Source organism: Anaerostipes sp. Marseille-Q3525, from assembly GCF_018223505.1.
GTDB lineage: Bacteria > Bacillota > Clostridia > Lachnospirales > Lachnospiraceae > Anaerostipes > Anaerostipes amylophilus.
Map to the genome: position 1 here is coordinate 41,642 of NZ_JAGTTT010000013.1, position 25,363 is coordinate 67,004.

Annotated in this window: 27 protein-coding genes; 23 read left to right on the forward strand and 4 right to left on the reverse strand. The window is 37.6% G+C overall.

Going from position 1 to position 25,363, the window contains the following annotated elements; genetic code table 11:
- Positions 1 to 5 precede the first annotated feature (5 nt).
- The 14 genes from KE503_RS07795 (at position 6) to KE503_RS07860 (ending at position 14,845) form a co-directional block, all read left to right on the forward strand.
- On the forward strand, positions 6 to 920 hold the full coding sequence (locus tag KE503_RS07795; RefSeq protein WP_212384933.1) for a DUF2156 domain-containing protein: 915 nt from the start codon (positions 6 to 8) through the stop codon (positions 918 to 920).
- A gap of 59 nt (positions 921 to 979) precedes the next feature.
- Positions 980 to 1,906, forward strand: a complete 927-nt coding sequence (gene pyrB / locus KE503_RS07800; protein WP_055197028.1) for an aspartate carbamoyltransferase — start codon at positions 980 to 982, stop codon at positions 1,904 to 1,906.
- A complete protein-coding gene (locus tag KE503_RS07805) occupies positions 1,896 to 2,315 on the forward strand; it encodes an aspartate carbamoyltransferase regulatory subunit (RefSeq protein WP_022375482.1) in 420 nt (139 codons plus the stop codon). Before pyrB ends, KE503_RS07805 begins: the two co-directional genes overlap by 11 nt.
- A 27-nt stretch (positions 2,316 to 2,342) precedes the next feature.
- Positions 2,343 to 4,640: a RelA/SpoT family protein gene (locus KE503_RS07810; protein WP_055197030.1), complete on the forward strand. Its 2,298-nt coding sequence runs from the start codon at positions 2,343 to 2,345 to the stop codon at positions 4,638 to 4,640.
- An 8-nt stretch (positions 4,641 to 4,648) separates the two neighbouring features.
- Positions 4,649 to 5,308 (forward strand): MBL fold metallo-hydrolase, encoded by a 660-nt coding sequence (locus KE503_RS07815; protein ID WP_055197032.1) that lies wholly within the window; start codon positions 4,649 to 4,651, stop codon positions 5,306 to 5,308.
- A gap of 3 nt (positions 5,309 to 5,311) precedes the next feature.
- On the forward strand, positions 5,312 to 6,742 hold the full coding sequence (hemZ, locus tag KE503_RS07820) for a coproporphyrinogen dehydrogenase HemZ (protein ID WP_212384934.1): 1,431 nt from the start codon (positions 5,312 to 5,314) through the stop codon (positions 6,740 to 6,742).
- Positions 6,743 to 6,756: 14 nt separating this feature from the next.
- Positions 6,757 to 7,380 carry an HD-GYP domain-containing protein gene (locus KE503_RS07825; RefSeq protein WP_022375486.1) on the forward strand — a complete coding sequence of 208 codons (624 nt, stop codon included), beginning with the start codon at positions 6,757 to 6,759 and terminating at the stop codon, positions 7,378 to 7,380.
- Positions 7,377 to 8,621, forward strand: coding sequence for a histidine--tRNA ligase (gene hisS / locus KE503_RS07830; RefSeq protein ID WP_022375487.1), 1,245 nt, complete (start codon positions 7,377 to 7,379; stop codon positions 8,619 to 8,621). The genes KE503_RS07825 and hisS overlap by 4 nt, the downstream gene beginning before the upstream one ends.
- Before the next feature lie 86 nt (positions 8,622 to 8,707).
- Positions 8,708 to 9,226 carry a flavin reductase family protein gene (locus tag KE503_RS07835; RefSeq protein ID WP_022375488.1) on the forward strand — a complete coding sequence of 173 codons (519 nt, stop codon included), beginning with the start codon at positions 8,708 to 8,710 and terminating at the stop codon, positions 9,224 to 9,226.
- A gap of 78 nt (positions 9,227 to 9,304) precedes the next feature.
- Entirely contained in the window at positions 9,305 to 11,098 is a 1,794-nt protein-coding gene (gene aspS / locus KE503_RS07840) for an aspartate--tRNA ligase (RefSeq protein ID WP_055197036.1), read from the forward strand.
- Between the two features lie 4 nt (positions 11,099 to 11,102).
- A complete protein-coding gene (locus KE503_RS07845) occupies positions 11,103 to 11,573 on the forward strand; it encodes an ACT domain-containing protein (protein ID WP_055197038.1) in 471 nt (156 codons plus the stop codon).
- A gap of 94 nt (positions 11,574 to 11,667) precedes the next feature.
- The gene (gene glyA, locus KE503_RS07850; RefSeq protein ID WP_055197040.1) at positions 11,668 to 12,903 is read left to right on the forward strand and encodes a serine hydroxymethyltransferase; all 1,236 of its coding nucleotides are present in this window, start codon (positions 11,668 to 11,670) and stop codon (positions 12,901 to 12,903) included.
- A gap of 36 nt (positions 12,904 to 12,939) precedes the next feature.
- The gene (locus tag KE503_RS07855; protein ID WP_055197042.1) at positions 12,940 to 14,430 is read left to right on the forward strand and encodes a L,D-transpeptidase family protein; all 1,491 of its coding nucleotides are present in this window, start codon (positions 12,940 to 12,942) and stop codon (positions 14,428 to 14,430) included.
- 25 nt (positions 14,431 to 14,455) lie between these two features.
- Positions 14,456 to 14,845: a hypothetical protein gene (locus tag KE503_RS07860; RefSeq protein WP_022375753.1), complete on the forward strand. Its 390-nt coding sequence runs from the start codon at positions 14,456 to 14,458 to the stop codon at positions 14,843 to 14,845.
- Here KE503_RS07860 and KE503_RS07865 read toward each other — a convergent pair.
- The 3 genes from KE503_RS07865 to KE503_RS07875 form a co-directional block, all read right to left on the reverse strand.
- A complete protein-coding gene (locus tag KE503_RS07865) occupies positions 14,814 to 15,752 on the reverse strand; it encodes a helix-turn-helix transcriptional regulator (RefSeq protein ID WP_022375752.1) in 939 nt (312 codons plus the stop codon). The two genes, KE503_RS07860 and KE503_RS07865, sit on opposite strands and share 32 nt — an antisense overlap.
- A gap of 150 nt (positions 15,753 to 15,902) precedes the next feature.
- A complete protein-coding gene (locus tag KE503_RS07870) occupies positions 15,903 to 17,252 on the reverse strand; it encodes a DUF6056 family protein (protein WP_212384935.1) in 1,350 nt (449 codons plus the stop codon).
- 35 nt (positions 17,253 to 17,287) lie between these two features.
- Positions 17,288 to 17,926: a lactate utilization protein gene (locus tag KE503_RS07875; RefSeq protein ID WP_022375750.1), complete on the reverse strand. Its 639-nt coding sequence runs from the start codon at positions 17,924 to 17,926 to the stop codon at positions 17,288 to 17,290.
- 132 nt (positions 17,927 to 18,058) lie between these two features.
- Between KE503_RS07875 and KE503_RS07880 the strand changes: the two genes are divergently transcribed.
- From KE503_RS07880 to KE503_RS07920, 9 genes are all read left to right on the forward strand, one after another.
- The gene (locus tag KE503_RS07880) at positions 18,059 to 20,038 is read left to right on the forward strand and encodes a DNA topoisomerase (protein ID WP_212384936.1); all 1,980 of its coding nucleotides are present in this window, start codon (positions 18,059 to 18,061) and stop codon (positions 20,036 to 20,038) included.
- 87 nt (positions 20,039 to 20,125) lie between these two features.
- Positions 20,126 to 21,052 carry a stage III sporulation protein AA gene (gene spoIIIAA / locus KE503_RS07885; protein ID WP_212384937.1) on the forward strand — a complete coding sequence of 309 codons (927 nt, stop codon included), beginning with the start codon at positions 20,126 to 20,128 and terminating at the stop codon, positions 21,050 to 21,052.
- Positions 21,049 to 21,567, forward strand: a complete 519-nt coding sequence (locus tag KE503_RS07890) for a stage III sporulation protein AB (protein ID WP_022375747.1) — start codon at positions 21,049 to 21,051, stop codon at positions 21,565 to 21,567. Before spoIIIAA ends, KE503_RS07890 begins: the two co-directional genes overlap by 4 nt.
- 36 nt (positions 21,568 to 21,603) lie before the next feature.
- The gene (gene spoIIIAC / locus KE503_RS07895; RefSeq protein WP_008391038.1) at positions 21,604 to 21,801 is read left to right on the forward strand and encodes a stage III sporulation protein AC; all 198 of its coding nucleotides are present in this window, start codon (positions 21,604 to 21,606) and stop codon (positions 21,799 to 21,801) included.
- A 21-nt stretch (positions 21,802 to 21,822) separates the two neighbouring features.
- Positions 21,823 to 22,212 (forward strand): SpoIIIAC/SpoIIIAD family protein, encoded by a 390-nt coding sequence (locus KE503_RS07900; RefSeq protein ID WP_212384938.1) that lies wholly within the window; start codon positions 21,823 to 21,825, stop codon positions 22,210 to 22,212.
- Entirely contained in the window at positions 22,209 to 23,336 is a 1,128-nt protein-coding gene (locus KE503_RS07905; protein WP_212384939.1) for a stage III sporulation protein AE, read from the forward strand. The genes KE503_RS07900 and KE503_RS07905 overlap by 4 nt, the downstream gene beginning before the upstream one ends.
- A gap of 5 nt (positions 23,337 to 23,341) precedes the next feature.
- Entirely contained in the window at positions 23,342 to 23,785 is a 444-nt protein-coding gene (locus KE503_RS07910) for a stage III sporulation protein AF (protein WP_212384940.1), read from the forward strand.
- 7 nt (positions 23,786 to 23,792) lie between these two features.
- Positions 23,793 to 24,332, forward strand: a complete 540-nt coding sequence (locus KE503_RS07915; RefSeq protein WP_156722677.1) for a stage III sporulation protein AG — start codon at positions 23,793 to 23,795, stop codon at positions 24,330 to 24,332.
- A gap of 2 nt (positions 24,333 to 24,334) precedes the next feature.
- Entirely contained in the window at positions 24,335 to 24,910 is a 576-nt protein-coding gene (locus KE503_RS07920; RefSeq protein ID WP_212384941.1) for a SpoIIIAH-like family protein, read from the forward strand.
- Between the two features lie 156 nt (positions 24,911 to 25,066).
- On the opposite strand, the gene KE503_RS07925 is transcribed toward KE503_RS07920, so the two are convergent.
- Positions 25,067 to 25,363: hypothetical protein (locus tag KE503_RS07925; RefSeq protein WP_212384942.1), on the reverse strand; the 297-nt coding region annotated here is incomplete at its 5' end.

Genomic DNA, 25,363 nt, shown 5'->3' on the forward strand with positions numbered 1-25,363 from the left:
CTAGAATGGAGTTAGCAAAGATGGAGTTTAAGGCACCAACAATTGAAGATAAAGAAGAAATTGACCGATGTATCCTGGCAGATGATACAAGAAGCTGTGATTACGCAACAGCCAATATTATTTTATGGAGTGCATATTATCAGGTAAAATATGCGATCATCGAAGGACTCTTTGTATCGCATACAGATGAAGAAGGCGGTTCTTTCTGCTACCCGATCGGAAAGGGAGATAAGAAAAAGGTATTACAGTCTCTGATGGACGATTGTAAAGAAAAACAGATTCCATTTGTATTGCATGGGGTAACTCATGAAATGGAAGATGAATTTCGGGAAATGTTTGGAGATATTTATGAAATTGAATATGACAGAGATATCTCAGAATATATTTATGACAGAGAAAAACTAGCAACATTATCTGGCAAGAAACTTCATGGAAAGAGAAATCACATCAATCGTTTTAAGGAAAATTATGAATGGTCATATGAATCGCTTTCTGATGAAAATCAGTTAGAAGTACTAGCAATGTTGATGGAATGGAAGTTACAAAACTGTGATCCAGAAGATATTGAGAAACATGATGAGATCTGTGTATCGAAAAACAGTGTGATCAATTATAAAGAATTAGGGCTCGTAGGAGGCGTTTTGCGTGCAGAAGGTAAGATCGTAGGATTTTCCATTGGAGAACGCGCATCAAATGAAGATACATTTATCGTTCATATTGAAAAAGCTTTTGCAGATATCCAAGGAGCATATCCAATGATCAATCAGCAGTTTGTCATTCACGAGATGGAGAATTTTAAATATGTAAACAGAGAGGATGATGTCGGAGAAGAAGGACTTCGTAAATCGAAATTATCCTATCGTCCAGTATTCATGGTAGATAAAGGTGTTCTTCGCCTAAAATCAGAAGTAAAGAATTGACACTAGGTGTCTAAAAATGTAGAATTGAAGAAAGGACAAACCATTAGGAGGAATATGTAATGAAACATTTGATTGATCCGATGGATTTAAGTGTGGAAGATATTGACAGATTATTAGACCGCGCTGATGACATCGCAAAGAATCCTGAAAAATATCAGGAAGTATGCAAACACAAGAAATTAGCAACTTTGTTCTTTGAACCAAGTACAAGAACAAGATTAAGTTTCGAGGCAGCGATGCTTGAATTAGGAGGAAGTGTTCTTGGATTTTCTTCCGCAGATTCTTCATCTGCATCCAAAGGAGAAAGTGTGGCAGATACAGCAAGAGTTATTGAATGTTACGCAGATATCATTGCGATGCGTCATCCAAAGGAAGGTGCACCATTTGTAGCATCACAGTATGTAAACATTCCAGTCATTAACGCGGGTGATGGGGGACACAATCATCCAACACAGACATTAACAGACCTTTTAACGATCAGAAGAGAAAAAGGACGTCTTAACAATTTCACGATTGGATTTTGCGGAGACTTAAAGTTTGGAAGAACAGTACATTCCCTGATCAAAGCATTATCAAGATATGAAGGAATTAATTATATTTTAATTTCTCCAGAAGAACTTCAGATTCCTGAATATATTAAGAAAGATGTCTTTGAGAAGAAAGGGATCACATTTACAGAAGTTGATAAGATGGAAGATGTGATGCCTCAGTTAGATATTCTTTATATGACAAGAGTACAGAGAGAACGTTTCTTCAACGAAGCCGATTATGTCAGATTAAAAGACAGCTATATTTTAGATATGGATAAATTAAAGATCGCCAAAGAAGATCTTTCGATTTTACATCCATTGCCTCGTGTAAATGAGATTTCTGTAAAAGTCGATAACGATCCAAGAGCCTGCTATTTTAAACAGGTATTGAATGGGAAACATGTAAGAATGGCATTGATCATGGAATTACTGGGGGTAAGTGCAGATGAACATTGATAGCATTAAGAACGGAATCGTATTAGATCATATTCGTGCAGGCCGCGGAATGCAGATTTATAACAGTCTTGGACTAGATCAGTTAGACTGTAGCGTTGCAATTATTAAGAATGTAAAAAGCAACAAGATGGGAAAGAAAGATATCATCAAGATTTCAGACGCATTTGAAGTGAACTTTGATGTTTTAGGATACATCGATCCAGAAGTTACTGTATGTGTTATTGAAAATGGCAGTGTAAAATCCAAGCATAAAGTAGAACTTCCTGAAAAGATCGTAAATATTGCAAGATGCAAGAATCCAAGATGTATCACATCTGTAGAACAAGAGATCGATCATGTGTTTAAATTAACAGATAGAGAACATCAGGTATATCGTTGTGTTTACTGTGAATCTAAACTAAAAAAATAAGCAAAAGAGACAAAGAGGTATCCGTGCATGAAACAAGAAAGCAGAACAAACATAAATCGTGTAAAAAAGGATATCAGCAGTCCGGAAAGCTTCACTCCGCCTGAAGAACTGAAACGACAGCTGATCACAACCATGCAAAGCATTTATGATGAAGAAGATATTGAGGCTGTAGAGCGTGCCTACAAAGTTGCATACAAGGCACATGAGAAGCAGAAACGAAAGTCTGGAGAGCCTTATATCATTCATCCTATTTGTGTTGCGATCATACTTGCAGAATTAGAACTTGACAAAGAAACGATTATGGCAGGGCTGCTTCATGATGTTGTAGAAGATACGGAAACGACCCATGAGGATATTGTCAGAGACTTTGGAGAAGAAGTTGCCCAGTTAGTTGATGGTGTTACGAAGTTAGGACAGTTGAGTTATTCCAAGGATAAGATTGAAGTTCAGGCGGAGAACTTACGAAAGATGTTTCTTGCAATGGCGAAAGATATCCGAGTGATTCTGATCAAATTAGCGGATCGTCTGCATAATATGCGTACGATGCAGTTTATGCGCCCAGAGAAGCAAAAAGAGAAATCAAGAGAAACGATGGATATCTATGCACCAATCGCACATCGTCTTGGTATTTCAAAGATTAAGGTCGAATTAGATGATCTTGCACTATGTTATTTAAAGCCAGATGTATATGAAGATTTAGAGAAATCGTTAAATTCTGCAAAAGAAGAAAGAGAAGCTTTTATCCAGGAGATCGTAGAAGAAGTGAAAGGTCATATTGATCGTGCAGGAATAAAGGCAGAGATTGATGGACGTGTAAAACACATGTTCAGCATTTATAAGAAGATGGTCAACCAGCATAAGACGATCGATCAGATTTATGATCTATTTGCAGTAAGAATTAAAGTTGATACCGTCAAGGACTGCTATGCAGCTCTTGGAATCATTCATGAGATGTATAAACCAATTCCAGGAAGATTCAAAGACTATATTGCAATGCCAAAACCAAATATGTATCAGTCACTGCATACAACACTGATCGGACCAGAAGGACATCCATTTGAGATTCAGATCCGTACTTTTGAGATGCATCGTGTGGCTGAATATGGTATTGCAGCTCATTGGAAGTATAAAGAGAATAATAATACCAAGGGACTTAACAAAGAAGAAGAGAAATTAAGTTGGTTAAGAGAAGTGCTGGAATGGCAGCGTGACATGGATGATAACAAGGAATTTTTAAGTCTGCTTAAGACAAACTTAGACCTTTTTGCAGAACAGGTATATTGTTTTACACCAAATGGTGACGTTAAAAACCTTGCAAATGGTTCCACACCAATCGATTTTGCTTATTCCATCCATAGTGCGGTTGGTAATAAGATGGTTGGTGCGAGAGTTAATGGAAGACAGGTTCCATTTGATTATCATTTGCAAAATGGTGACCGTGTAGAAATCATTACATCCCAGAACTCGAAAGGACCGAGCCGAGATTGGTTAGGTCTTGTAAAATCAGCACAGGCAAGAAGTAAGATCAATCAGTGGTTTAAACGACAGTTTAAAGAAGAGAATATCGTAAGGGGTAAGGAACTTCTTGAAAAATATTGTAAAAGTAAAAGTATCAGACTTTCTGAATTGATGAAGCCGGAATATATTAAGAAAGTTGAATTAAAGTACGGCTTTAAAGACTGGGATTCTGTATGCGCAGCAGTCGGACATGGTGGATTAAAAGAAGGTCAGGTCATCAATAAGATGCAGGAAGAAGACCGTAAGATCAAGAAACAGAAGATCACAGATGAACAGGTCTTAAAGAAAACGACAGAAGCAGCACAGGCAGCAGCGGCAAATCCAGAGAAGAAGAAAGATAAGAAATCAAAAGGTGGGATTGTGGTACGAGGTGCTAACGATGTTGCTGTTCGTTTCTCAAAATGCTGTAACCCAGTACCTGGAGATGAAATTGTTGGATTTATTACAAGAGGACGTGGAATTTCTATTCATAGAACAGATTGTATTAATCTGCTGAATATGCCAGAATCAGACAGGGCACGTTTGATCGAAGCAGAATGGCAGGTAAGTGAAGCTGATACAACGCAGACATATACAACAGAGATTAATATCTATGCGAATAATCGGAAAGGCCTTCTGGCAGAAGTTTCTAAGATTTTCTTAGAACTTGATATTGATATCATTACGATCAATGTATCAAACAATAAGAAAGGAAGAGCAACGCTTAGTATGTCATTTGATATCACAGGCGTAGAGCAGCTGAATCGTATCATTACCAAGATCAGGAATGTGGAAGGTGTGATTGATATCGAAAGAACAGCAGGATAGGTGATAATATGAGTGAAACAACATTACGACTAGACAGACCACTTAAGATGGTAACGATCTGTCTTGGACAAATGCAGACAAATTGTTATATCGTTGAGAATACAAAAACAAATCAGGCGTTCGTGTTTGATCCAGGTGATCAAGGAGAACGCATTATGGATACATTAAAAGAGGATGGCATGGAACTTGCAGGTGTATGCCTGACTCATGGACATTTTGACCATGTGATGGCACTCCCATATCTGATGGAGCAAAAACCAGATCTTAATGTCTATCTTTACGAAAGTGAGGCAGAAGTACTTGCAAGTCCTGATCTGAATCTTGGATCTATGATGGGAATGAATCTTTCTTTAAAGGCAAATCATCTGGTGAAAGATGGAGAGATCATTGATGTACTGGGAACAAAGGTAAAATGTATTCATGTTCCAGGACATACAAAAGGCGGTGTTTGTTATTATTTTGCAGATTATGGATGGTTGATCTCAGGAGATACATTATTCCAGATGAGCATTGGAAGAACTGATTTTCCAACAGGTAATCTGAATGATCTTTTAACAGCGATCAGAGAGAAATTATTTGTTTTGCCGCCATGGACCAAAGTATTATCCGGTCATACACCACCAACAACGATTGAGGAGGAAAGCAGAAGTAATCCGTTTCTGCAATAGATTATGATTGGATTAATTCAAAACAAGACAATTTATGAATATGATATCAGAAGTTTAATATTGGCATTTATGCTCGGAGAGAAGATAGAATTGACGGATCACGTCGATTCTATCTACGATTTTATATTGGAAGTTCAATATAAAGATCAAGAAATCGATATGAAACTGTACAAGAAAGGTGAATTAGAAGATGAGAATCAGCTCTTTGGCGATTACGAAGATAAAAAGCTTTTCAAAAATCAGATGAAACGAGGAATTTATCAGTTATTTTCCAAAGCATTGAATAAACAGCTACCATGGGGGACATTAACTGGAATCCGTCCGACAAAGATTGCTTTTGATGGATATAAAAAAGGAGAAAGCAGCGAAGAAATCATTCATAAGTTTCAGAAAGATTATCTGGCTTCCAAGGAGAAAGCAAGTCTTTGTACAGAAACTGTACAAAAAGAGAGAAAACTTTTAAAAACATTTCCATACAAAGAAGGATACAGTTTATATGTAGGAATACCATTTTGCCCAAGTACATGTCTGTACTGTTCATTTACATCGTATTCGATCGATCAGTACGAGAATATTGTACAGGATTACTTAGATGCATTATTTAAAGAACTTGATTTTGTAAAGCAGGCGTATGCGTACAAAGAACTCCAGACAATGTATATCGGAGGTGGAACACCGACATCATTAAATGAGCAGGATCTGGAATATTTGTTATGTGAGATCAACAAAAGATTTCCGCTGTCAAAGATAAAAGAAATCACAGTGGAAGCAGGAAGACCGGATAGTTTAAATCTTGAGAAATTAAAAATTTTAAAAAAATACGGAGTTACGAGGATCAGCATCAATCCACAGTCAATGAATGATAAAACATTAAAACTGATCGGAAGGAATCATGTATCCAAAGATATCAAAGAGAAGTTTAGAATGGCAAGACAGGCAGGAATTGACAATATCAATATGGATATGATCTGCGGACTTCCAGAGGAAGGAATGGAAGAACTTTCCTATACATTAGAAGAGATCAAGAAACTTGATCCAGAAAGTTTAACGGTTCATGCACTTGCGGTGAAACGATCATCAAGATTAAACCGTATGAAAGATACATATCATTTTGGAGCAACCGAAGAGATGGTATCTTACGCAGCCAGGTGTGCAAGAGATATGCAGATGGAACCATATTATTTATATCGACAGAAGAATATTCCAGGGAACCTTGAGAATGTCGGTTTTTCAAAAAAAGGAAAAGAATGTCTTTACAATATTTTGATTATGGAAGAATTACATGATATCATAGCAGTTGGTGCAGGAACATCTTCAAAGATCGTACATCAAGAAGATCATCAGGTGGACCGCATCGAGAATCTTAAGGATATTAAGCAGTATATTACACGAATTGATGAGATCATTCATAGAAAAGAATTAAAGATGATCTAAACAGGAGTTTTATTATGGCAATCAGTTATGGACGAACAGATATCGAGACACCGATCCATGCAGATATAAAAGAAACATTAAGTCATGGGATCATTGTCAGTAATTTAGCTTATCTTGTTGGAAAGGAATTGGGACTTTCAGAAGGGATATGCCACGATCTTGCAGTTGCAGGGATGGTACATGATCTTGGAAAAGTAAGACTTAATTTCTATATGAATGAGAAAGTGGAAGACGAGATTCTGGCCGTTGATGAAACAAGGTATATGAGAATGCATCCATCGATCGGATATGCGATCCTTGCAGATTATGATTATGATCAGACAGTCTTAGATGCTGTATTATATCATCATGAACACTACGATGGTACTGGTTATCCACATAATCTGGTCGGAAAGCAGATTCCATTGGTTGGAAGGATCATGCATGTATGCGATATTTTCGGCGCATTGATTTCAAATCGTGATTACAGGGAAGGATTTGATGTTGAGACTGCACTCGATATCATGATCGATGAAGTAAAGAATTTTGATATGAAAGTATTTTTAGCATTCCAGAGAGTTGCATTTTCTGATGGAGTTATGGAAACTGTGATAGGAAAAGGCAATCTGGATGATTTATTTGAGGAGGAACAACAATGATTACACAGGCACCAAGAGGAACAAAAGACTGGTTTGGAAAAGACATGGACCAGCGCACATATTTAGAGAATATGTTTAAAGAATTATGCGCATCCTATAATATTCACGAGATCATCACACCAGTATTCGAACATACAGAACTTTTCCAGAGAGGTGTTGGAGAAACAACGGATGTGGTTCAGAAAGAGATGTATACATTTGAAGATAAAGGACACAGAAGTATTTCCTTAAAACCAGAAGGAACCGCAGGAGCGATCCGTGCATATTTACAGAATGGACTTGCAAATGAACCACAGCCAATCAAGATGTTTTATATCACACCAGCTTTCCGTTATGAAAAACCACAGAGCGGGAGATTAAGACAGCACCATCAGTTTGGAGTTGAGTTCGTTGGAGCAGAAAGCCCATTAGCTGAAGTAGAACTGATCACATTAGTATCTACTTTCATTAAAAAGATTGGATTAAAAGATGCAAAATTACACATCAACAGCATTGGCTGCGAACACTGCCGTAAGGAGTACAATAAAGCCTTATTATCTTATTTAAAAGAGCATGAAGAACATTTATGTCCTACATGTAGAGAACGTATGGAAAAGAATCCATTACGTGTTATCGACTGTAAAGTACCAGAATGTAAGGAAATTGTTAAAGATGCGCCAAGAACGATCGACTACTTAGACGATGAATGTAAGGCACACTTTGAAGAATTAAAGAGCTTGTTAGAAGCACTGAATATTCCATATGAAGTTGACACAGAGATCGTTCGTGGACTTGACTACTATACAAAGACAGTCTTTGAATTTGTAAATGAAGATGGATTTACATTATGTGGTGGTGGACGTTACGATAATCTTGTTCATGAGATTGATGGAAAAATATCTATGCCATCTGTTGGATTTGGTATGGGTGTAGAAAGAATTCTATATTTCTTAGAAGAAGAAGGTGTTGATCTCCCATGCACAAGAGATATTGATCTTTATGTAGGAATTCTTGGACAGGAAGCAAAAGCGAAAGCTTACCAGATCGTTGTAGATCTTCGCAATCAGGGATTTGTTGTAGAAACAGATTATCTTGGAAGAAGCGTAAAAGCTCAGATGAAATATGCAAATAAGCTGAATGCCAAGAATACAATTATTATTGGTGATGATGAGATTGCCAAGAATGAAGGAAATGTTAAAAATATGGAAACAAGAGAGATTACAACAGTTTCTCTTGATAAGATTGCAGATTGTTTAAAATAAAATTATGCTTTCTTGTACTAGTTCGTGACATTTTTGACAAAATCATATATAATGAGTAATGATTACAGGAAAGGAGGTAACAATGCATGAGTGAATATGCAATCGTGGCACCAGAAGACTTCGACCAGAGCGTATTTCGTCTGATCGGTAAGGAATGGATGCTTGTTACTGCAAAGAATCAAGAAGGAAAAGTAAACACAATGACTGCCTCATGGGGTGGTTTCGGTGTTATGTGGGGAAAGAATGTTGCTGTGACAGTTCTAAGACCACAAAGATATACAAAAGAATTCATTGACCAGTCAGAATCATTTACATTATCTTTCTATGATGATACATTCAAGAAGGATTTAAGCTATCTTGGAAGCGTATCAGGAAGAGATGAAGACAAGATCGCAAAGACACGTCTGACCCCAACAGATGCGAATGGGATTCCATTTTTTGAGGAAGCAAAGATCGTACTGATCTGTAAAAAATTATATTCTCAGCCAATGGATCCAGCAGGATTTGTTGATAAATCTTTAGATGAACAGTGGTATCCTAATGAGGATTATCATGTACTTTACGCTGCAGAGATCGAACAGATCCTTGTAAGAAAAGATTCATAAAAGAATATACAAGGCAGAACCAGAGATTGGGCTCTGCCTTTCGTACAAAGTGAAAAGGATGAAGGAGGAAATTATATCATGGCAGAATCAATGTCAGGTTTAGCCAGATCCCACCGATGTACAGAGGTAAGCAACAAACTTATCGGAACAGAAGTCACTGTCATGGGATGGGTACAGAAACGAAGAAATTTAGGAAGTCTTATTTTTGTAGACTTAAGAGACCGTTCAGGAATCTTACAGTTAGTCTTTGATCAGGAAGTATTATCCGAGGAAGACTATAATAAGGCAAACTCTCTAAGAAGTGAGTATGTCGTTGCAGCAGTAGGTACTGTAGAGAAGAGAAGTGCAGCGATCAACGAGAATTTAAAGACAGGAGATATCGAGATCAAGGTACATACACTGCGTATCTTATCAGAATCAGAAACTCCTCCATTTCCAATTGACGAGAATCAGACAGTCAAAGATGAACTTCGTTTAAAATATCGTTATCTTGATCTTAGAAGACCAAATCTTCAGAGAAACTTACGCATTCGTAATGATGTAACAAGAATGGTGCGTAATTTCTTAGGTGATGAAGGATTCTTAGAGATCGAGACACCAATCTTAGGAAAGAGTACACCAGAAGGGGCAAGAGATTACCTTGTACCAAGTCGTGTACATCCAGGAGAATTTTATGGACTTCCACAGTCACCACAGTTATTTAAACAGCTGTTAATGTGCTCTGGATTTGATCGTTACTACCAGATCGCGAAATGTTTCCGTGATGAAGATTTACGTGCAGACCGTCAGCCAGAGTTTACACAGATCGATATGGAACTTTCATTTGTTGACGTTGATGATGTCATCGATGTAAACGAACGTCTGTTAAAGAAGATTTTTAAAGAAGTATTAGATATTGATGTACAGCTTCCTATGCTTCGCATGACATACAAAGAAGCAATGGACCGCTTTGGATCTGACAAACCAGATATGCGTTTCGGAATGGAACTTACAAATGTATCCGAGACAGTAGCTGGATGCGACTTTATGGTATTTAAAGGAGCATTAGAAAATGGTGGATCAGTCAGAGGATTAAATGCCAAAGGTTTAGGAGATCTTGGACGTAAGAAGATCGACGGATTCGTTGATTACGCAAAAGACTTCGGAGCCAAAGGTCTGGCATACATTCAGTTAAAGAGTGATGGAACAGTGAAATCATCCTTCGCCAAATTCATGAAAGAAGAAGAGATGGATGCACTGATCAAAGCAATGGATGGAGAAGCAGGAGACTTATTATTATTTGCTGCAGACAAAGATAAAGTTGTCTTTGATGTTCTTGGTAATTTAAGACTTCACATTGCAAAACAGTACGATATGATCGATAAATCCCAGTACAAGTTCTTATGGGTAACAGAATTCCCATTACTTGAGTGGAGCGACGAACAGAACCGTTACACAGCAATGCATCATCCATTTACAATGCCATTTGAAGAAGATCTTGAATTCATCGATGAAAGACCAGGAGATGTCCGTGCGAAAGCATACGATATCGTATTAAATGGTACAGAACTTGGTGGTGGATCTATCCGTATCCATCAGGATGATATTCAGGAGAAGATGTTTGAAGCTCTTGGATTTACAAAAGAAGATGCACACAACCGCTTCGGATTCTTATTAGATGCATTTAAATATGGAGTACCACCACATGCTGGTTTAGCTTATGGTCTTGACCGTCTTGTTATGTGGTTAACAGGAGAAGACAGTATTCGTGATGTCATCGCCTTCCCGAAAGTTAAAGATGCATCTTGTCTGATGACACAGGCTCCAGGACCGGTTGATACATTACAGTTAGAAGAACTTGGAATTGAACTTTCAACACCAGAGGAGGAATAATCAGATGGAGAAAATGTTATTTAGCGGTGTTCAGTCTAACTCTGAAGTTGCACTGATCGCAATCAAAGGAATCAAAAACCAGCCTGGAATCGCAGCCAAAGTTTTTGGTGCCATTGCAGAAGAAAAAATCAACGTGGAACTGATTCTTCAGTCTATCGGACGAGGAGAGAACAAAGACATCTCTTTTGTTGTAGCACAGGATGAAGCAGATCATGCCGTTGAAACATTAAAGAAAGCATTTGATGAAGCAGATTATGATGAGATCATTAGTGACAAAGAAGTTGGAATCGTATCCATCGTCGGAGCAGGAATGATGTCTAATAGTGGAGCAGCATCTAAGATGTTTGAAGCATTATATAACCGTGGAATCAACATCCACTTAATCTATACATCAGAGATCAAGATCACAGTTTTGATCAAACAAAGCCGCGTAGAACGTGCAGTGGAAGCGTTAAAAGAACAGTTCCAGGAATAATCAGATAAATCAAACGATCAATAAAAAGATCAGACAGATAGACATAACATACGAGACATAATATTATTTTACATAACATATAAAGGAGAAAACTATGTTTGATTTTAGCGAAGTAAAAAACTACGATCCAGAATTAGCAGAAGCAATGGAAAACGAATTAACAAGACAGAGAACAAATCTTGAGTTGATTGCATCTGAAAACCTTGTTTCAAAAGCTGTTATGGCTGCAATGGGAAGTCATTTAACAAACAAATATGCAGAAGGATATCCAGGAAAACGTTACTATGGTGGATGCCAGTATGTAGACGTTGTAGAAGATCTTGCAAGAGAACGTGCCAAAGAATTATTTGGATGTGAATATGTAAATGTACAGCCCCATTCTGGAGCACAGGCTAACATGGCAGTATTTTTCGCAGTATTAAATGTCGGAGATACATACATGGGAATGAGCTTAGACCATGGTGGACATTTAACACACGGAAGCCCAGTCAACATGTCTGGTAAAAACTATCACTGCGTACCATACGGAGTAAACGAAGAAGGATTCATCGATTATGATGAAGTAGAAAGAATTGCATTAGAATGCAAACCAAAGATGATCATCGCTGGTGCAAGCGCATATGCAAGGGAGATCAACTTCAAACGTTTCCGTGAGATCGCTGACAAAGTTGGAGCTGTTTTAATGGTAGATATGGCTCATATCGCAGGATTAGTTGCAACAGGATTACACCAGAGTCCAATCCCTTATGCTCATGTAACAACAACTACTACACATAAGACATTAAGAGGACCTCGTGGTGGAATGATCATGTGCAGCAACGAAGTGAACGAAAAATATAACTTCAACAAAGCAATCTTCCCAGGAATCCAGGGTGGACCATTAATGCACGTAATTGCTGGTAAAGCTGTAGCATTTAAAGAAGCATTAGATCCATCATTTAAAGATTATATGAAACAGGTTGTGAAGAATGCAGATACTCTTGCAAATGCACTGATCGAAGAAGGATTCGATATCGTATCTGGAGGAACAGACAACCACTTAATGTTAGTAGACCTTAAGAAATATGGTCTGACAGGAAAAGAAGCTGAAAAAGTACTTGATTCTGTACATATCACATGTAACAAGAACACAGTACCAAACGATCCAAAATCTCCATTTGTAACATCAGGATTACGTCTTGGAACACCAGCTGTTACAACACGTGGACTGAAAGAAGACGATATGAAAGTGATCGCAAAAGCTATCCGTCTGACATTATTAGATAAGAAGCTTGATGAAGCAAACGAATTAGTATTAGGATTAACAAAAAAATATCCAATCTATGAATAATCCATCATAGTGTTGGATTTGGAGGCAAAAATTAAAATGAGGATTACAAAGAAACAAGGGGGAATCATAGGAGGTGTCGTAGCGGTTGTTTTAATAGCAGCCGCTATCGGTGTCCATGCCCATTATCAGAACCGTTGGTATCCGGGGAGTACATTTAACAAGGTTGATGTGTCAGGAATGACATACGAAGAATCAGTGAAGAAAGTAAAGAAATCCATTGATTCTTACAAGTTAAAGATCAAGGGAAGAAATAAAGGGCAGGAAATGATTTCAGGAAAAGAGATTGATCTTGCTTTTACTTCTGAAGAAAAAGTCAAAGAAGCATATGATGCGCAGCACAAGAAAAGTGTATTCTCAGCATTCTTTGGTGGATCAAAGACAAATGTTACAGCAGTAACATTATCAGAGAAGAAATTAAATAAAAAATTAAAACAGTCTGTATTAGTAAAAGGCAATGATTCTTATAAGATTACAAAACCGGTTGATGCAACAATTACATATGATACCAATAAGAAGTATGGTGTGATTCAGAAAGAAGACAAAGGAAACTATCTCAATCGAAAAGAATTCTATAATGCAACAAAGAGATCTGTAGAATCCTTAAGTAAAACATTGAATTTAACAGATGAGAAAAACAATCCAGATGTCTATGTGAAACCAGGTTTATATCATGATGATGAGCAGTTAAAACAAATGCAGACAACTTATAACGAATACCTTTTTCATTTTATCCAGTGGGATATGGGAAATGGTGTAAAGGAAACATTAGGACCAGATGCATTAAAAGATTGTATCACAGTGAACACAAAGAAACGAACAGTAAAATTAAGCCAAGCAAAAGTTGAAAAATGGCTGGAAAGTTTTTGCTTAAAATATAAGACACAGGGAATTGCCAGAACATTTAAGACACATTCAGGTAAGAAAATCAAAGTCAGTGGTGGAGACTATGGATGGCGTATTGATTATGATAAAGTTATCGCACAGACAATGAAAGCGTTAAAGAAAGCACCAGAAGAATCTGCGATCAAAGCCTATGAGAAAGACCCTTCCAAGGAGAATGAACAGGCTTTACTTACAAGCTTAAAACCAGTCTACAGCCACAAAGGATATCGTATGGATTATACGAACAAGCAAAATGACTGGGATACACAAAACTACAGTGAAGTTGATCTGTCAGCACAGGAAGTTTTCGTCTACAAGAAAGGAAAACTTGTATTCAGCACAACCTGTATCACTGGAAAAGCAACACCAGATCGTATCACAAGAACTGGTGTTTATGACATCAAAGAGAAGAAACTTACAAAGACATTAACAGGTGCGGATTACAGTGTTCCAACAAGATACTGGACAAGGATCATGTGGACAGGAACAGGATATCATTACAGCAGCAGAGGAGACTGGGGAAGCTGGTCACCAACGTATTATAAGACGAATGGATCTCATGGATGTGTTAACTTAACATTATCAGATGCAAGATCTGTATATAACCTGACGAAGATCGGAGATCCTGTATTTATTCATTATTAAAAGAAAGAAAAAGAGGTTTCAATCGATGAGAAATCAATATGAAAAACAGGAAAAAGTATTATGGTATGCACAGATCATAATCTTTCTAGGAGTTTTGGCAACTTGGTTTAATCATATGGATATGCATACATTTTATACGATCAATATCATTTTATCAGTGATCTCGATCATTTCTCTGACGCTGGATCGCTTTTACTTTAGTGAGAAGATCGGGCAGAAAGTGCATAATTCTTATTCTGTTGCATATGGATTACTAGTGATCTTTACGTTACTACTGGTAATTCAGTATGCGGGGATATTAAAGATCGATCTGATCATGCAAGAAGAGACAAAGATGATCTGGGCATTAACACCAGCATTGAGCCTTCTTTGGAAGACGAAATTCATCGCCTTCCGTGAATGGGATCAGCGTTAGAAGAAAGAGTTTGTTGCTGAAGAACAGATTTATAAAAGGCTCTTGGCGTTATGCCGAGGGTCTTTTTAAACATTTCAGAGAAATAACTGCTGCCAGAGAAACCATACATCTTAGCGATATCTGTTATCTTTTTCTCATGTTTGATGATCTCAGACAAGCTCATATGAATACGAAGCTGATTCAGATAATCCACAGGACTTAGATGAACATTTCTTTGAAAGAGTCGGCAGCATTCACTATTGCTTAGATGGCAGTAAGAAGCAATATCAGCGAGTGTATGCTTTTGGTCGATCGTTTTATTGAGATATATCATCACATCTTTCATACGTTCCAAATCTCTGGATTCTTTTAAGGACAGTTCTTTGGAGAGATTCACATTATGAAAGATATAATAAAAGATCTCGTTTACAAAATGGTTGATCTTCAATTCATAACCATCAACAGGACGGTCACAGATATCATTCATTTTACGAATCATTTCAAGAATATATTTCTGCCAAGGAATTTTTGGTACAAGTGTCTGGTATCCAAAAGAAGGCTGATCGATCAGGGGTCGGATATATTTCTGATACAAAGGATTGTTTTCGGTCTGAAATAAGACGGATGGTGAAACACGATAAATGACAAAGTGGCAGTCATAAGATTGATAAGTACAAGCCGAATAAATCTCATTCATGTTGATAAAAAATCCCTCACCGGAAGATACCAAGAAAGCCTTTTGGCGGATACGAAATTCCATAGTGCCAGAGAGAAGATAGATAAATTCAAAATGACAACTTATACGCGGAAATAAAAATCCACCAGGAATCTGTCGGATTTCAAGAATCTTTCGATCAAAAGAAACACCATCACTAAGTCTGCCGGCAGGATAAGAATGTATGGATGCATCATAAATATCATAAATCATAGAAAAACCTCATAAAATCAAAATTGTTATAATAAATGTCGAAATATGTCATAATCTAGTTTGATTTTACTATGATTGTTATAAAAAAACAAGCACTGACAGGTAATATATACCATATCAGTGCTTACTTTTTATTCAGAATCTAAAGCATCAGACGTATTTTCGCTGTAACATATAAAGCATAATAAGATTGACTATGATTCCTGCAATGCATATGATATAGCATAAAATACGAAGTGGCTGACTTTTTATTTTTTCAAATAATTTTGATAAGATCCATATTTGTGCCATATAGAAAATAAAATAAATACGTGTTCCAGATGCAAGCATCGTAGGAGAGAATAATAATGTAAAACGCGAGATCAGTCCACCAAAGTAAATACTAACGAGACAGAAACTTTGCTCATATTGTTTCACTCCATATTTTGTGTCATCACGGAAGATGTAAAAAATAGAAATCAACATACAGATAAGATAGATTACAGATAATACAAAAAGAATCATCTGCATAAGAATCTGAGAGGATGATTTCATTGTTACTTCTGGAAGCACATAATTTAGATTATGTTTTTTCAAAATGCTAAACCAGCCATAATATGCGGTCAATAATAAGCTGATGACAAAAGGAACTGTGCCGATCAGTTTATATAACAGATTGAAACGCTGATCCGAAATTATGATACATGCAATAAGAAAACCTAACAATAGAAAGATCATATTTGGAATAGAAGTAAAATGTTGAATCGTTGATACAACACAAAGCTGCAATTTCCTGAAAAATGATAATTGTGCATAATCAGGCATCCACTGTGTAATCTCTTTTGCAATTCGATTTTGATTCCCTGGGCAGATCAATACATTAACGATTCCTGCGATCGATAGCAGAAGAGACCAGATGATAACCTTTCGATTTTTGATCAGTCGGCGTCTATAATAAAATAGGTGATCATAAACAAAGAATAACAAAACCGCCAATAAAAACAGACAGGAAATAAGTTCACTGTTTGCGGCATATATCAATAACAACGAATATAAAAGAAATTGTGGAACGTTTAAGTCAGCTTGACTGACAAGTTTCATAAACAAATAAAAAGCAGCAAGTCCAGCTGTAAACGGCCACAAATAGTTTGTCGTTGTTGCGATCCATCCAGCAGAAGCAAGATGGATCAGCGGATAAGAACAAATACAAGTCAGCAAAAATAATTTCTTATCTGTATATATGGATATCATATAAAATACTGCTATAAAACAGATGCAGTCAATGATCTTCCATAAAATAGAAGGCAGGACTGCCATAAGATACATTGGAAATTCGAGAATAAAACGCGAACTCCAATTCATCCATCGCCATTTAAGAAGCGATAAAATATCATAATGATAGCTGATCAGTTTTGCCCGAAAATGAATTTCATCTCCGAAAACAGGTTTTATATAAACATGGACGAGTATCATAAAAACAGCGAGTAACAAAAAATAAATATAATTTTTTTTAGATTTCATAAAAGTTCTCTCTTTATGTAGTTATTAAGAAAAATCTAATATCCTAAAGATTCTCCTACAAGAATGATTTTAATACGGCCTCTCATTGCAGCACTCTGACGACGTGTTACAACAATCTGGCTGCAGATGCAAGTGTCACCATAGCAGTCACCACAACGACCAGTCATAGAACAAGGAGTTTTAAGTCCAAGACGAAGAGTGTTTGGAGGACTGGCAAAGTTGCGGACTCTCTTTATACCATCTTCTACATCATTGACAACCTTATTCATACCAACGATCATGATCACATTCTTAGGTCCATAAGTTAAACATGCAACACGGTTACCAGTACCATCAATATTGATCAGTTCACCATCAAGCGTGATCGCATTGGAACTCATTAGATAGTAATCAGCTAATACTGCTTTAGAAAAGATCTCACGCTGCTCGTCATAATTTTTTGCAACAGAACGGTCAATGATTTCATAGTTACCATTCTTCACTGCATCCATTAAACCGATTTCAGAAATACTCATGGAACCACCCCAAGTAACAGAAGAACCTTCTTCTATGTAACTTAAAGCTTTCGCAAGTGCATCTTCCTTTGTCTCGCAGAAGACACCCTCCATATTTCTCTTTTCCAGACCTTTGATAATCGTCTGTGCACGAAGTTTTGTTGCTTCATTTAAAAACATTTATATCATCCTTTCCATATAAAGTTAAAATGGGACCTATCCTTTAAAATCCCATAAATCAAAATTTATTATATCATGTTTCAAAGCAATATGATATAATATTATGTAAAACTTTTAGAAAGAGGTATTTTTTTGAAAGCACTATTTATCACAGAAAAACCAAGTGTCGCCAGAGAATTTGCAGCGGCACTGAATATAAATGCAAAAAACAGAGACGGATACATGGAAGGAGACAAGGCAGTCATCACATGGTGCGTCGGACATTTAGTTACCATGTCTTATCCAGACCAATATGACCCTGCACTGAAGAAATGGGACTTAGAAACCATTCCATTTATCCCAGATACATTTAAATATGAAACGATCCCAGGAGTACAAAAACAGTTTGATATCGTATCATCACTCCTAAACCGAGAAGATATCGATACGATCTACGTCTGCACTGACTCCGGACGAGAAGGAGAATACATTTACCGCCTAGTAGACCAGCAGGCAAATGTCAGCAAAGACAAGAAGAAAAAACGTGTCTGGATCGACTCCCAGACAAAAGAAGAAGTGATCCGCGGGGTAAAAGAAGCGAAAGACTTAAGTGAATACGACAACCTAGCAGCCGCCGCATACCTGCGAGCCAAAGAAGACTATTTAATGGGAATCAACTTCTCAAGAGTTCTGACACTCAAATACGGTTGGACCCTTGGAAACTATTTAAATCAAAAACGAAGCTTAGTCGTAGCCGTCGGGCGAGTGATGACCTGCGTTCTCGGAATGATCGTAAAGAGAGAACGAGAGATCCGAACCTTTGTGCCAACACCGTTTTACAGAATCTTAGGACACTTTGACTGTCAGGGATTTCAGGTAGAAGCGGAATGGAAAGCGGTCAAAGGATCAAAATACTTTGAATCTAACAAGTTATATAAAGACAATGGATTCCTGGATAAGAAAGATGCACAGGAATTTATCAAATATTTAGAAGATGGCAGCAACAATGAGACAATCGTTGTATCATCCTCCAAACGACAGGAAAAGAAGAATCCACCATTATTATATAATCTGGCAGAATTACAAAATGAATGTTCCAAACGATTCAAGCTAAGCCCGGATGAGACATTAAAAGTCGTACAGGATTTATACGAGAAGAAACTGGTTACATACCCAAGAACGGATGCCAGAGTCTTATCCAGTGCGGTGGCTAAGGAGATTTACAAAAACATCAGCGGACTAAACAACTATGCCCCATTATCAGGTTTTGCAAATGAGATCATGCAAGGCAAGAAATACCAAGGAATCATCAAGACAAAATATGTCGATGATAAAAAAATCACTGACCATTATGCCATTATTCCAACTGGACATGCGGTAAACAGTTTATCAAGAATTTCAGAGATGGGACAGAAAGTCTACGATGTGATTGCCAGAAGATTCCTAAGCATCTTTATGCCGCCAGCCGTTTATCTAAAAATCAAATTAGAGACACAGACCAAAGGTGAAGCATTCTTTGCAAACTTTAAGATGCTAAAAGACCCAGGATACTTAAAAGTGACTGGAATGGGCGGCCAGAAAAAAGAAGTTGCATTAACAGAAGAACAGATCAATGCGATCTCATCTTTAAAGAAAGGTATGAAACTACCAGTCAAAGAATACAAGATCAAAGATGGAACAACATCCGCACCAAAACGATACAACTCAGGTTCTTTGATCCTTGCCATGGAAAATGCAGGACAGCTCATTGAAGATGAAGATTTAAGAGAACAGATCAAAGGAAGCGGAATCGGAACGAGTGCGACAAGAGCCGAGATTGTCAAGAAACTTGTGTCCAATAAATACATCGCATTAAATAAAAAGACACAGATCGTAACTCCAACGTTAACTGGAGAGATGATCGTAAACGTTGTCAGTGCATCCATTGGATCACTCCTAAACCCAACCTTAACTGCAAGCTGGGAAAAAGGATTAACCTACGTGGCAGAAGGAACCGTCACAGAAGAAGAGTACATGCAGAAGTTAGACAAGTTTGTCACCCAGAAGACAAATATCGTCAAACAAAATAACTTCCAGTATCAGTTAAGACAATCCTTTGATCAGATCGCACCATATTATCAGAAGAAAAAATAAACGAAGAAAAATAAAACAATATTCATAAAAACACCTTCTATCACATATATTTGGATTATACCAAAATGGGGAGGTGTTTTTAAATTTATGAAAGAGGAAGAAATCTTAGGAATCCTTCCATTACATATCAGAACCATCATAAAGCAGGCAGACATCAACTGGGACGACCTTCAGGAAATCCGCCTGCGCATTCAAAAGCCAGTCATTTTAAAATACAGATCAAAAGCCTGTTATCTATCTGAACAGGGAAAGATCACAACAAGAAAAGAACAATTACATATCGTAACCTCACAAGAGATCAGACAAGCCATGGAATATATCAGCAGCTATTCGATGTATGCTTATATCGAACAGTTAAAACAAGGATTTTTAACGATCCGAGGCGGACACCGAGTTGGAATCTGCGGAACCGTTGTCATGGACCATGACAAAGTCAAAACAATTCGACATATTTCCGGTTTAAATATCCGCGTTGCACATGAAGTGAAAGGATGCGCAGACACCTTATATTCGCTATGCACCAGAATGGGAAAACTCATTCCAACCCTGATCATTTCACCACCTGGCTGTGGAAAAACAACATTACTCCGGGATATGATAAGAAAAATCTCCGATGAAGGACAGACCGTCGGCGTTGTCGATGAGCGAAGCGAGATCGGAGCATGTTATCAAGGTGTTGCCCAAAATGATCTCGGTATCCAGACCGATGTTATGGATGCATGTGAAAAAGGGCAGGGAATGAATATGCTGATCCGATCCATGGCACCTGATGTGATCGCTGTGGATGAGATCGGAAGCAAAGAAGATGTTGAAGCTTTATTTTTCTGTGCCTACCGCGGATGTAGCATTTTAGCAACCGCTCATGGAAAGAATAAGGAATCCTTATCTAAGAATCCCTATATGCGAGAGATCATCAACAAAAAAATGTTCCAACGCTACGTGATCTTAGAACAGCGAGACCAACCAGGATATATCACAAAGATCATGGATGAAAACGGGGTGGTACTAAATTGATCAAAGTATTAGGATCACTGATCGTCATTTTCGCAGGGATCGGATTTGGATTTCACAAAGCCGCAAAAGAACAAAGACGTTTGGAACAAGGAATTGCGATCAAACGAATGTTATACCTTCTGCAAGGAGAGATCCGCTATGGATTTACCCCGCTTCCAGAAGCGGTATTAAAAATATCAACAAAAACAGAAAAAGAATACCAGCCATTCCTAAAAAACGTGGCAAAACAGTTAGAGACACATAGCGAAGAATCCTTTGCTAAAGTATGGCAGCAGGCAGCTGAAAAGAAATTAAAACAGGTGATCTACGAACCGAAGTTTTATGAAATATTAAAAAATATGGGAGAAACGATCGGATACCTGGATCAGCAGATGCAGGAAAAAACAATCCTGTTAACGATCGAACAGCTCGATGACCAGATTTTTCTGATGAAAGATCAAGTAGTAAAAAACTGTAAAATGTATCGAAGTCTTGGAATATCACTAAGTGTCTTGATCGTGATCATTTTATTATAAAATACATCGCGATCATTTTATGACAAGGAGGGAGTTATGAGTGTCAATATCATTTTTCGCATCGCAGCCGTCGGAATTCTTGTAACGATCCTTGTGCAGGTGTTAAAACATTCCGGAAGAGACGAACAGGCTTTTTTGATCACACTTGCAGGACTGATCCTTGTTCTTGGCTGGGTGATTCCGTATATCTATGATCTGTTTGAAAGTGTTCAGACACTTTTTACGATATCCTAGAGATTGGAGGCGGATACTAAGATGATAAAAGTCGCAGTCTTTGGGATCGTTGCAAGTTTGATCGCCATGAAGATCAAAACGATCCGTCCAGAAATCGCAGTCGTGATCGCAGTGATCTCAAGCATTCTTCTGGCAATGTATGGATTAAAACAAATGGAAGAGATTTTAGCAGTTTTTGAGACGATCCGATCCTATTCCAAAATCCCAAAAAGTTATTTCCAGATTCTTTTAAAACTGATCGGTATCTCCTTCATCTGCGAGTTTGCATCCAACATATGCAAAGACGCAGGACAGGCATCGATTGCAAAGCAGATTGAGTTTGCAGGAAAATTAGCGATCCTGATTGTTGGACTTCCAGTCTTTGAATCGCTGCTTGGAACGATCCAGAAACTATTGGGAAATGGCACATGAAACAAAGAATATTCCTGCTGGCCCTGCTGTTTTTATTGATCCTTACTAGAACAAATGATATCTCAGCTAAAGAAACAAAACTCAACGAAGATATGTTTACCAATGTGGAAAACACCTTAAAAGACAAAGAGATCGATCTATCTTATACACAATTAGTAAAACAGCTGATCCACGGAAATGTAAAAGGTGTTCTGCATACGATCAAAGCCAAAATGAAAGAGGTCTTTTTAAACCGTATGTTGATCCAAAAAGACCTGATCAGAGAAATCCTTCTGATCGCATTTACCGCAGCCATCTTTAAAAATCTGTCCGATTCCTTTTTTCAGCAAAGCACAGCCAATAGTGCATTTTATATTACTTATGTGATCCTATGCGGTGTCATGGTACATTCCTTTTTTTATTTAAACAAAACAGTGACACAGCTCGTTACCTTAATGGCAGATTATATGAAAGGAATGATCATGGCATATTCACTGGCTGTTGTCTCAACTTCCGGGATCACGACATCAACGACAGTTTATGAATTCTATCTTCTGCTGATCTATGCAATGACAACCCTTATAAATGTTGTATTACTTCCGATGATCAAGATCTTATTTGTCTTAAAGATCATCAACCATATATCAAAAGAAGAACATTTTTCAAGACTATGTAAAACGCTCGAAGGTGTGATCAAGTTTTTGCTCAAAGGATTCCTAAGTGTCCTGTTAGGAGTCCAGCTGATCCAGTCGATGATCCTTCCAGCCGTTGATTCCATGAAAAATACAGTTCTCCAAAAAGGAATGAGTGCCATTCCAGGAATCGGAAGTGGTTTGAATTCAGCCATGACCATGGTCATCGGTTCGGCAGTTGTGATCAAAAACAGCATCGGAGCCGTTGGAATCCTTGTACTGATCGTGATCATCGTTCCACCAGTCATAGAGATCACAGCAGTTGTTCTTACCTATCTGCTGGCAGGAATCATGATCCAGCCAATATCCGACAAAAGGATCACCGGAGCGATGGATGCAGTCATTCAAAGCGGAAAATTAATGCTTTCGATGATCTTTACGATGGCACTGTTATTTATCCTATCCGTGGCATTGATTGCATTCTCAACCAACGTCAATTATTATGCGGGGTAAGGATTATGGATTATCTGAAAATGATCATATTTTTTCTGATCTTAACAACACTGATCGATCAGCTCTGCGACAAAAGCATCTACCGGCCATACGTTCGGTTAATGACAGGATTTATGCTCATCTCCCTGATGATGCAGCCAGTTTCCTATTATTTATCCAACGAAGATATCGTAACACAGGCAATCTCCACCGCAGTCAAAGGAGAAAATAACCCTGCATTTTTAGATGGTGCAAAAGAAGAAAAACAAAATCAGATCAAAGAACAGATCACAACATTGTTTTCACAGTACGATATCAAAGTATTAAACATCACTTCACAGGTAAATGAAAAAGGAACCATCGAAAAGATCGATATCAAAACAGACAAGCTTCGTCATACAAAGAAACTAAAAACCGCAATTTCAAACTTCTATAATATGAAGGAATCTAATATAAATATAAGTGAGTAGAAGAAATATGATAGAGAGGGAAAAACTACAACATCTGATCGAAAATATCGGCATTCCAAAACTTTGCCTGATCTTACTTCTTGGCATCAGCCTGATCATCGTAAGCATCCCATCCGGGAAGACAAAGAAGAACGCACAAAGCACTGAAACCACAGCAAAAGAAGATTCTACGGATCTCTATGTGAAAAAGCAGGAAAAACGATTGGTCAATGCATTAAAACATGTAGAAGGAGTCGGAAAAGTAAAAGTGATGATCACCGTTAATTCATCCAAAGAGGCTGTCGTAAATAAAGACAGTCCCTACGAACAAAGTAGCAGTGAAAAAGAAAAAACAGTCAAAGAAGAGGAACAGACCGTCTTAGTCGAAGAAGATGGAAAAAAAGTTCCATACGTGATCAAAGAAGTAGAACCAGTTGTCGAAGGAGTGGTCGTTGTCGCCCAAGGCGGCGGGAATGATATTATAAAGAATCAGATCGTTGAAGCAGTTTCTGTGTTATTTCATATTTCATCTTATAAAGTGAAAGTCTTAAAAATGGAGGATTCCTAACAATGAAAAAAGTATTTCAGAAAAATCAGATGATCATCATGACCTTAGCGGTTGTGATCGCTGTTGCAGGGTATGTAAATTATAGTCAGAAATACGAATCGGCTGGGACGAAGAATGGCAAGACGAAGACAGTTTCAAAGAATGTGGCAAAAGAAAGTGCGGCAGCAGTAACCGATGACGTGACTGATGTTGGAGAAGCGGTGCTTACAAATGCTCAGGTTAGTAATTATGTGGCGAAAGCGAAATTAGAGAGGGAGCAGACACATAGCAAGGCGAAGGATACACTGGAAGAGATTATTAAGAATCAGACAGTGAAAGATAGTGTGAAACAGGATGCGGTGGATAAACTGGCGATGCTGTCAGAGCAGATGGAGATGGAGACGGCGGCGGAGAATCTGCTGGGGGCTAAGGGATTTTTGAATAGTATTGTTACGATTACTAATGGGAAGGTGGATGTGCTTGTTAATAAAAAAGGCCTCTCTAAGGTTGAGAGGAGTCAGATTGAGGATATTGTGGTTCGGAAGGTGGGGTGCCAGTTGGGGGATGTGGTGATTAGTTCGATTAAGACGGAGGAGTAGGAAGTATTGATAATTTAAAAATGAGATTGTGTAGTTGAAATGATCGTTCTGTAGAAACTCGCGAAGTCTACAGGCAGGGGAGAGTCTGTAAGTCTCTCCTTCTTTTTTTGTGACTAAACAAAAAAGTTAAGCTGTTAAATATCATGTTTTATATGATTATTGCTCAGATATTAAAGACCAAACAAATAAGCCTAGATTTATGACAGATGATAAAGCTAGATTTTCATAATCTTCTTGTTTCTTAAGTCTATGGTTTAATGCTACTGCATTAAGTTTTTCATTAGTAGACATATCTTTAGCATTTTCGATTAATTTTAAATTTGTTTCATATTTTTTTTCGGAAATAATTTTAGAATCATTTAAAAAATTAAAAATCCTATTTGAAAAATCATTAAAAAATTTGGTTGATGAGTTATTTTGAATTGTAGTGGAATTGTGCATGTTTATAAAACC

What these genes read in the sequence shown, in the direction of transcription:
- KE503_RS07905 (WP_212384939.1), top strand. Translation starts at nt 22,209, where the DNA reads ATGAAACAAAGAATATTCCTGCTGGCCCTGCTGTTTTTATTGATCCTT.
- spoIIIAA (WP_212384937.1), top strand. Translation starts at nt 20,126, where the DNA reads ATGAAAGAGGAAGAAATCTTAGGAATCCTTCCATTACATATCAGAACC.
- KE503_RS07860 (WP_022375753.1), top strand. Translation starts at nt 14,456, where the DNA reads ATGAGAAATCAATATGAAAAACAGGAAAAAGTATTATGGTATGCACAG.
- KE503_RS07900 (WP_212384938.1), top strand. Translation starts at nt 21,823, where the DNA reads ATGATAAAAGTCGCAGTCTTTGGGATCGTTGCAAGTTTGATCGCCATG.
- hemZ (WP_212384934.1), top strand. Translation starts at nt 5,312, where the DNA reads ATGATTGGATTAATTCAAAACAAGACAATTTATGAATATGATATCAGA.
- KE503_RS07815 (WP_055197032.1), top strand. Translation starts at nt 4,649, where the DNA reads ATGAGTGAAACAACATTACGACTAGACAGACCACTTAAGATGGTAACG.
- KE503_RS07875 (WP_022375750.1), bottom strand. Translation starts at nt 17,926, where the DNA reads ATGTTTTTAAATGAAGCAACAAAACTTCGTGCACAGACGATTATCAAA.
- KE503_RS07795 (WP_212384933.1), top strand. Translation starts at nt 6, where the DNA reads ATGGAGTTAGCAAAGATGGAGTTTAAGGCACCAACAATTGAAGATAAA.
- aspS (WP_055197036.1), top strand. Translation starts at nt 9,305, where the DNA reads ATGGCAGAATCAATGTCAGGTTTAGCCAGATCCCACCGATGTACAGAG.
- KE503_RS07920 (WP_212384941.1), top strand. Translation starts at nt 24,335, where the DNA reads ATGAAAAAAGTATTTCAGAAAAATCAGATGATCATCATGACCTTAGCG.
- KE503_RS07825 (WP_022375486.1), top strand. Translation starts at nt 6,757, where the DNA reads ATGGCAATCAGTTATGGACGAACAGATATCGAGACACCGATCCATGCA.
- hisS (WP_022375487.1), top strand. Translation starts at nt 7,377, where the DNA reads ATGATTACACAGGCACCAAGAGGAACAAAAGACTGGTTTGGAAAAGAC.
- pyrB (WP_055197028.1), top strand. Translation starts at nt 980, where the DNA reads ATGAAACATTTGATTGATCCGATGGATTTAAGTGTGGAAGATATTGAC.
- KE503_RS07805 (WP_022375482.1), top strand. Translation starts at nt 1,896, where the DNA reads ATGAACATTGATAGCATTAAGAACGGAATCGTATTAGATCATATTCGT.
- KE503_RS07865 (WP_022375752.1), bottom strand. Translation starts at nt 15,752, where the DNA reads ATGATTTATGATATTTATGATGCATCCATACATTCTTATCCTGCCGGC.
- KE503_RS07855 (WP_055197042.1), top strand. Translation starts at nt 12,940, where the DNA reads ATGAGGATTACAAAGAAACAAGGGGGAATCATAGGAGGTGTCGTAGCG.
- KE503_RS07915 (WP_156722677.1), top strand. Translation starts at nt 23,793, where the DNA reads ATGATAGAGAGGGAAAAACTACAACATCTGATCGAAAATATCGGCATT.
- glyA (WP_055197040.1), top strand. Translation starts at nt 11,668, where the DNA reads ATGTTTGATTTTAGCGAAGTAAAAAACTACGATCCAGAATTAGCAGAA.
- KE503_RS07835 (WP_022375488.1), top strand. Translation starts at nt 8,708, where the DNA reads ATGAGTGAATATGCAATCGTGGCACCAGAAGACTTCGACCAGAGCGTA.
- KE503_RS07810 (WP_055197030.1), top strand. Translation starts at nt 2,343, where the DNA reads ATGAAACAAGAAAGCAGAACAAACATAAATCGTGTAAAAAAGGATATC.
- KE503_RS07910 (WP_212384940.1), top strand. Translation starts at nt 23,342, where the DNA reads ATGGATTATCTGAAAATGATCATATTTTTTCTGATCTTAACAACACTG.
- spoIIIAC (WP_008391038.1), top strand. Translation starts at nt 21,604, where the DNA reads ATGAGTGTCAATATCATTTTTCGCATCGCAGCCGTCGGAATTCTTGTA.
- KE503_RS07845 (WP_055197038.1), top strand. Translation starts at nt 11,103, where the DNA reads ATGGAGAAAATGTTATTTAGCGGTGTTCAGTCTAACTCTGAAGTTGCA.
- KE503_RS07870 (WP_212384935.1), bottom strand. Translation starts at nt 17,252, where the DNA reads ATGAAATCTAAAAAAAATTATATTTATTTTTTGTTACTCGCTGTTTTT.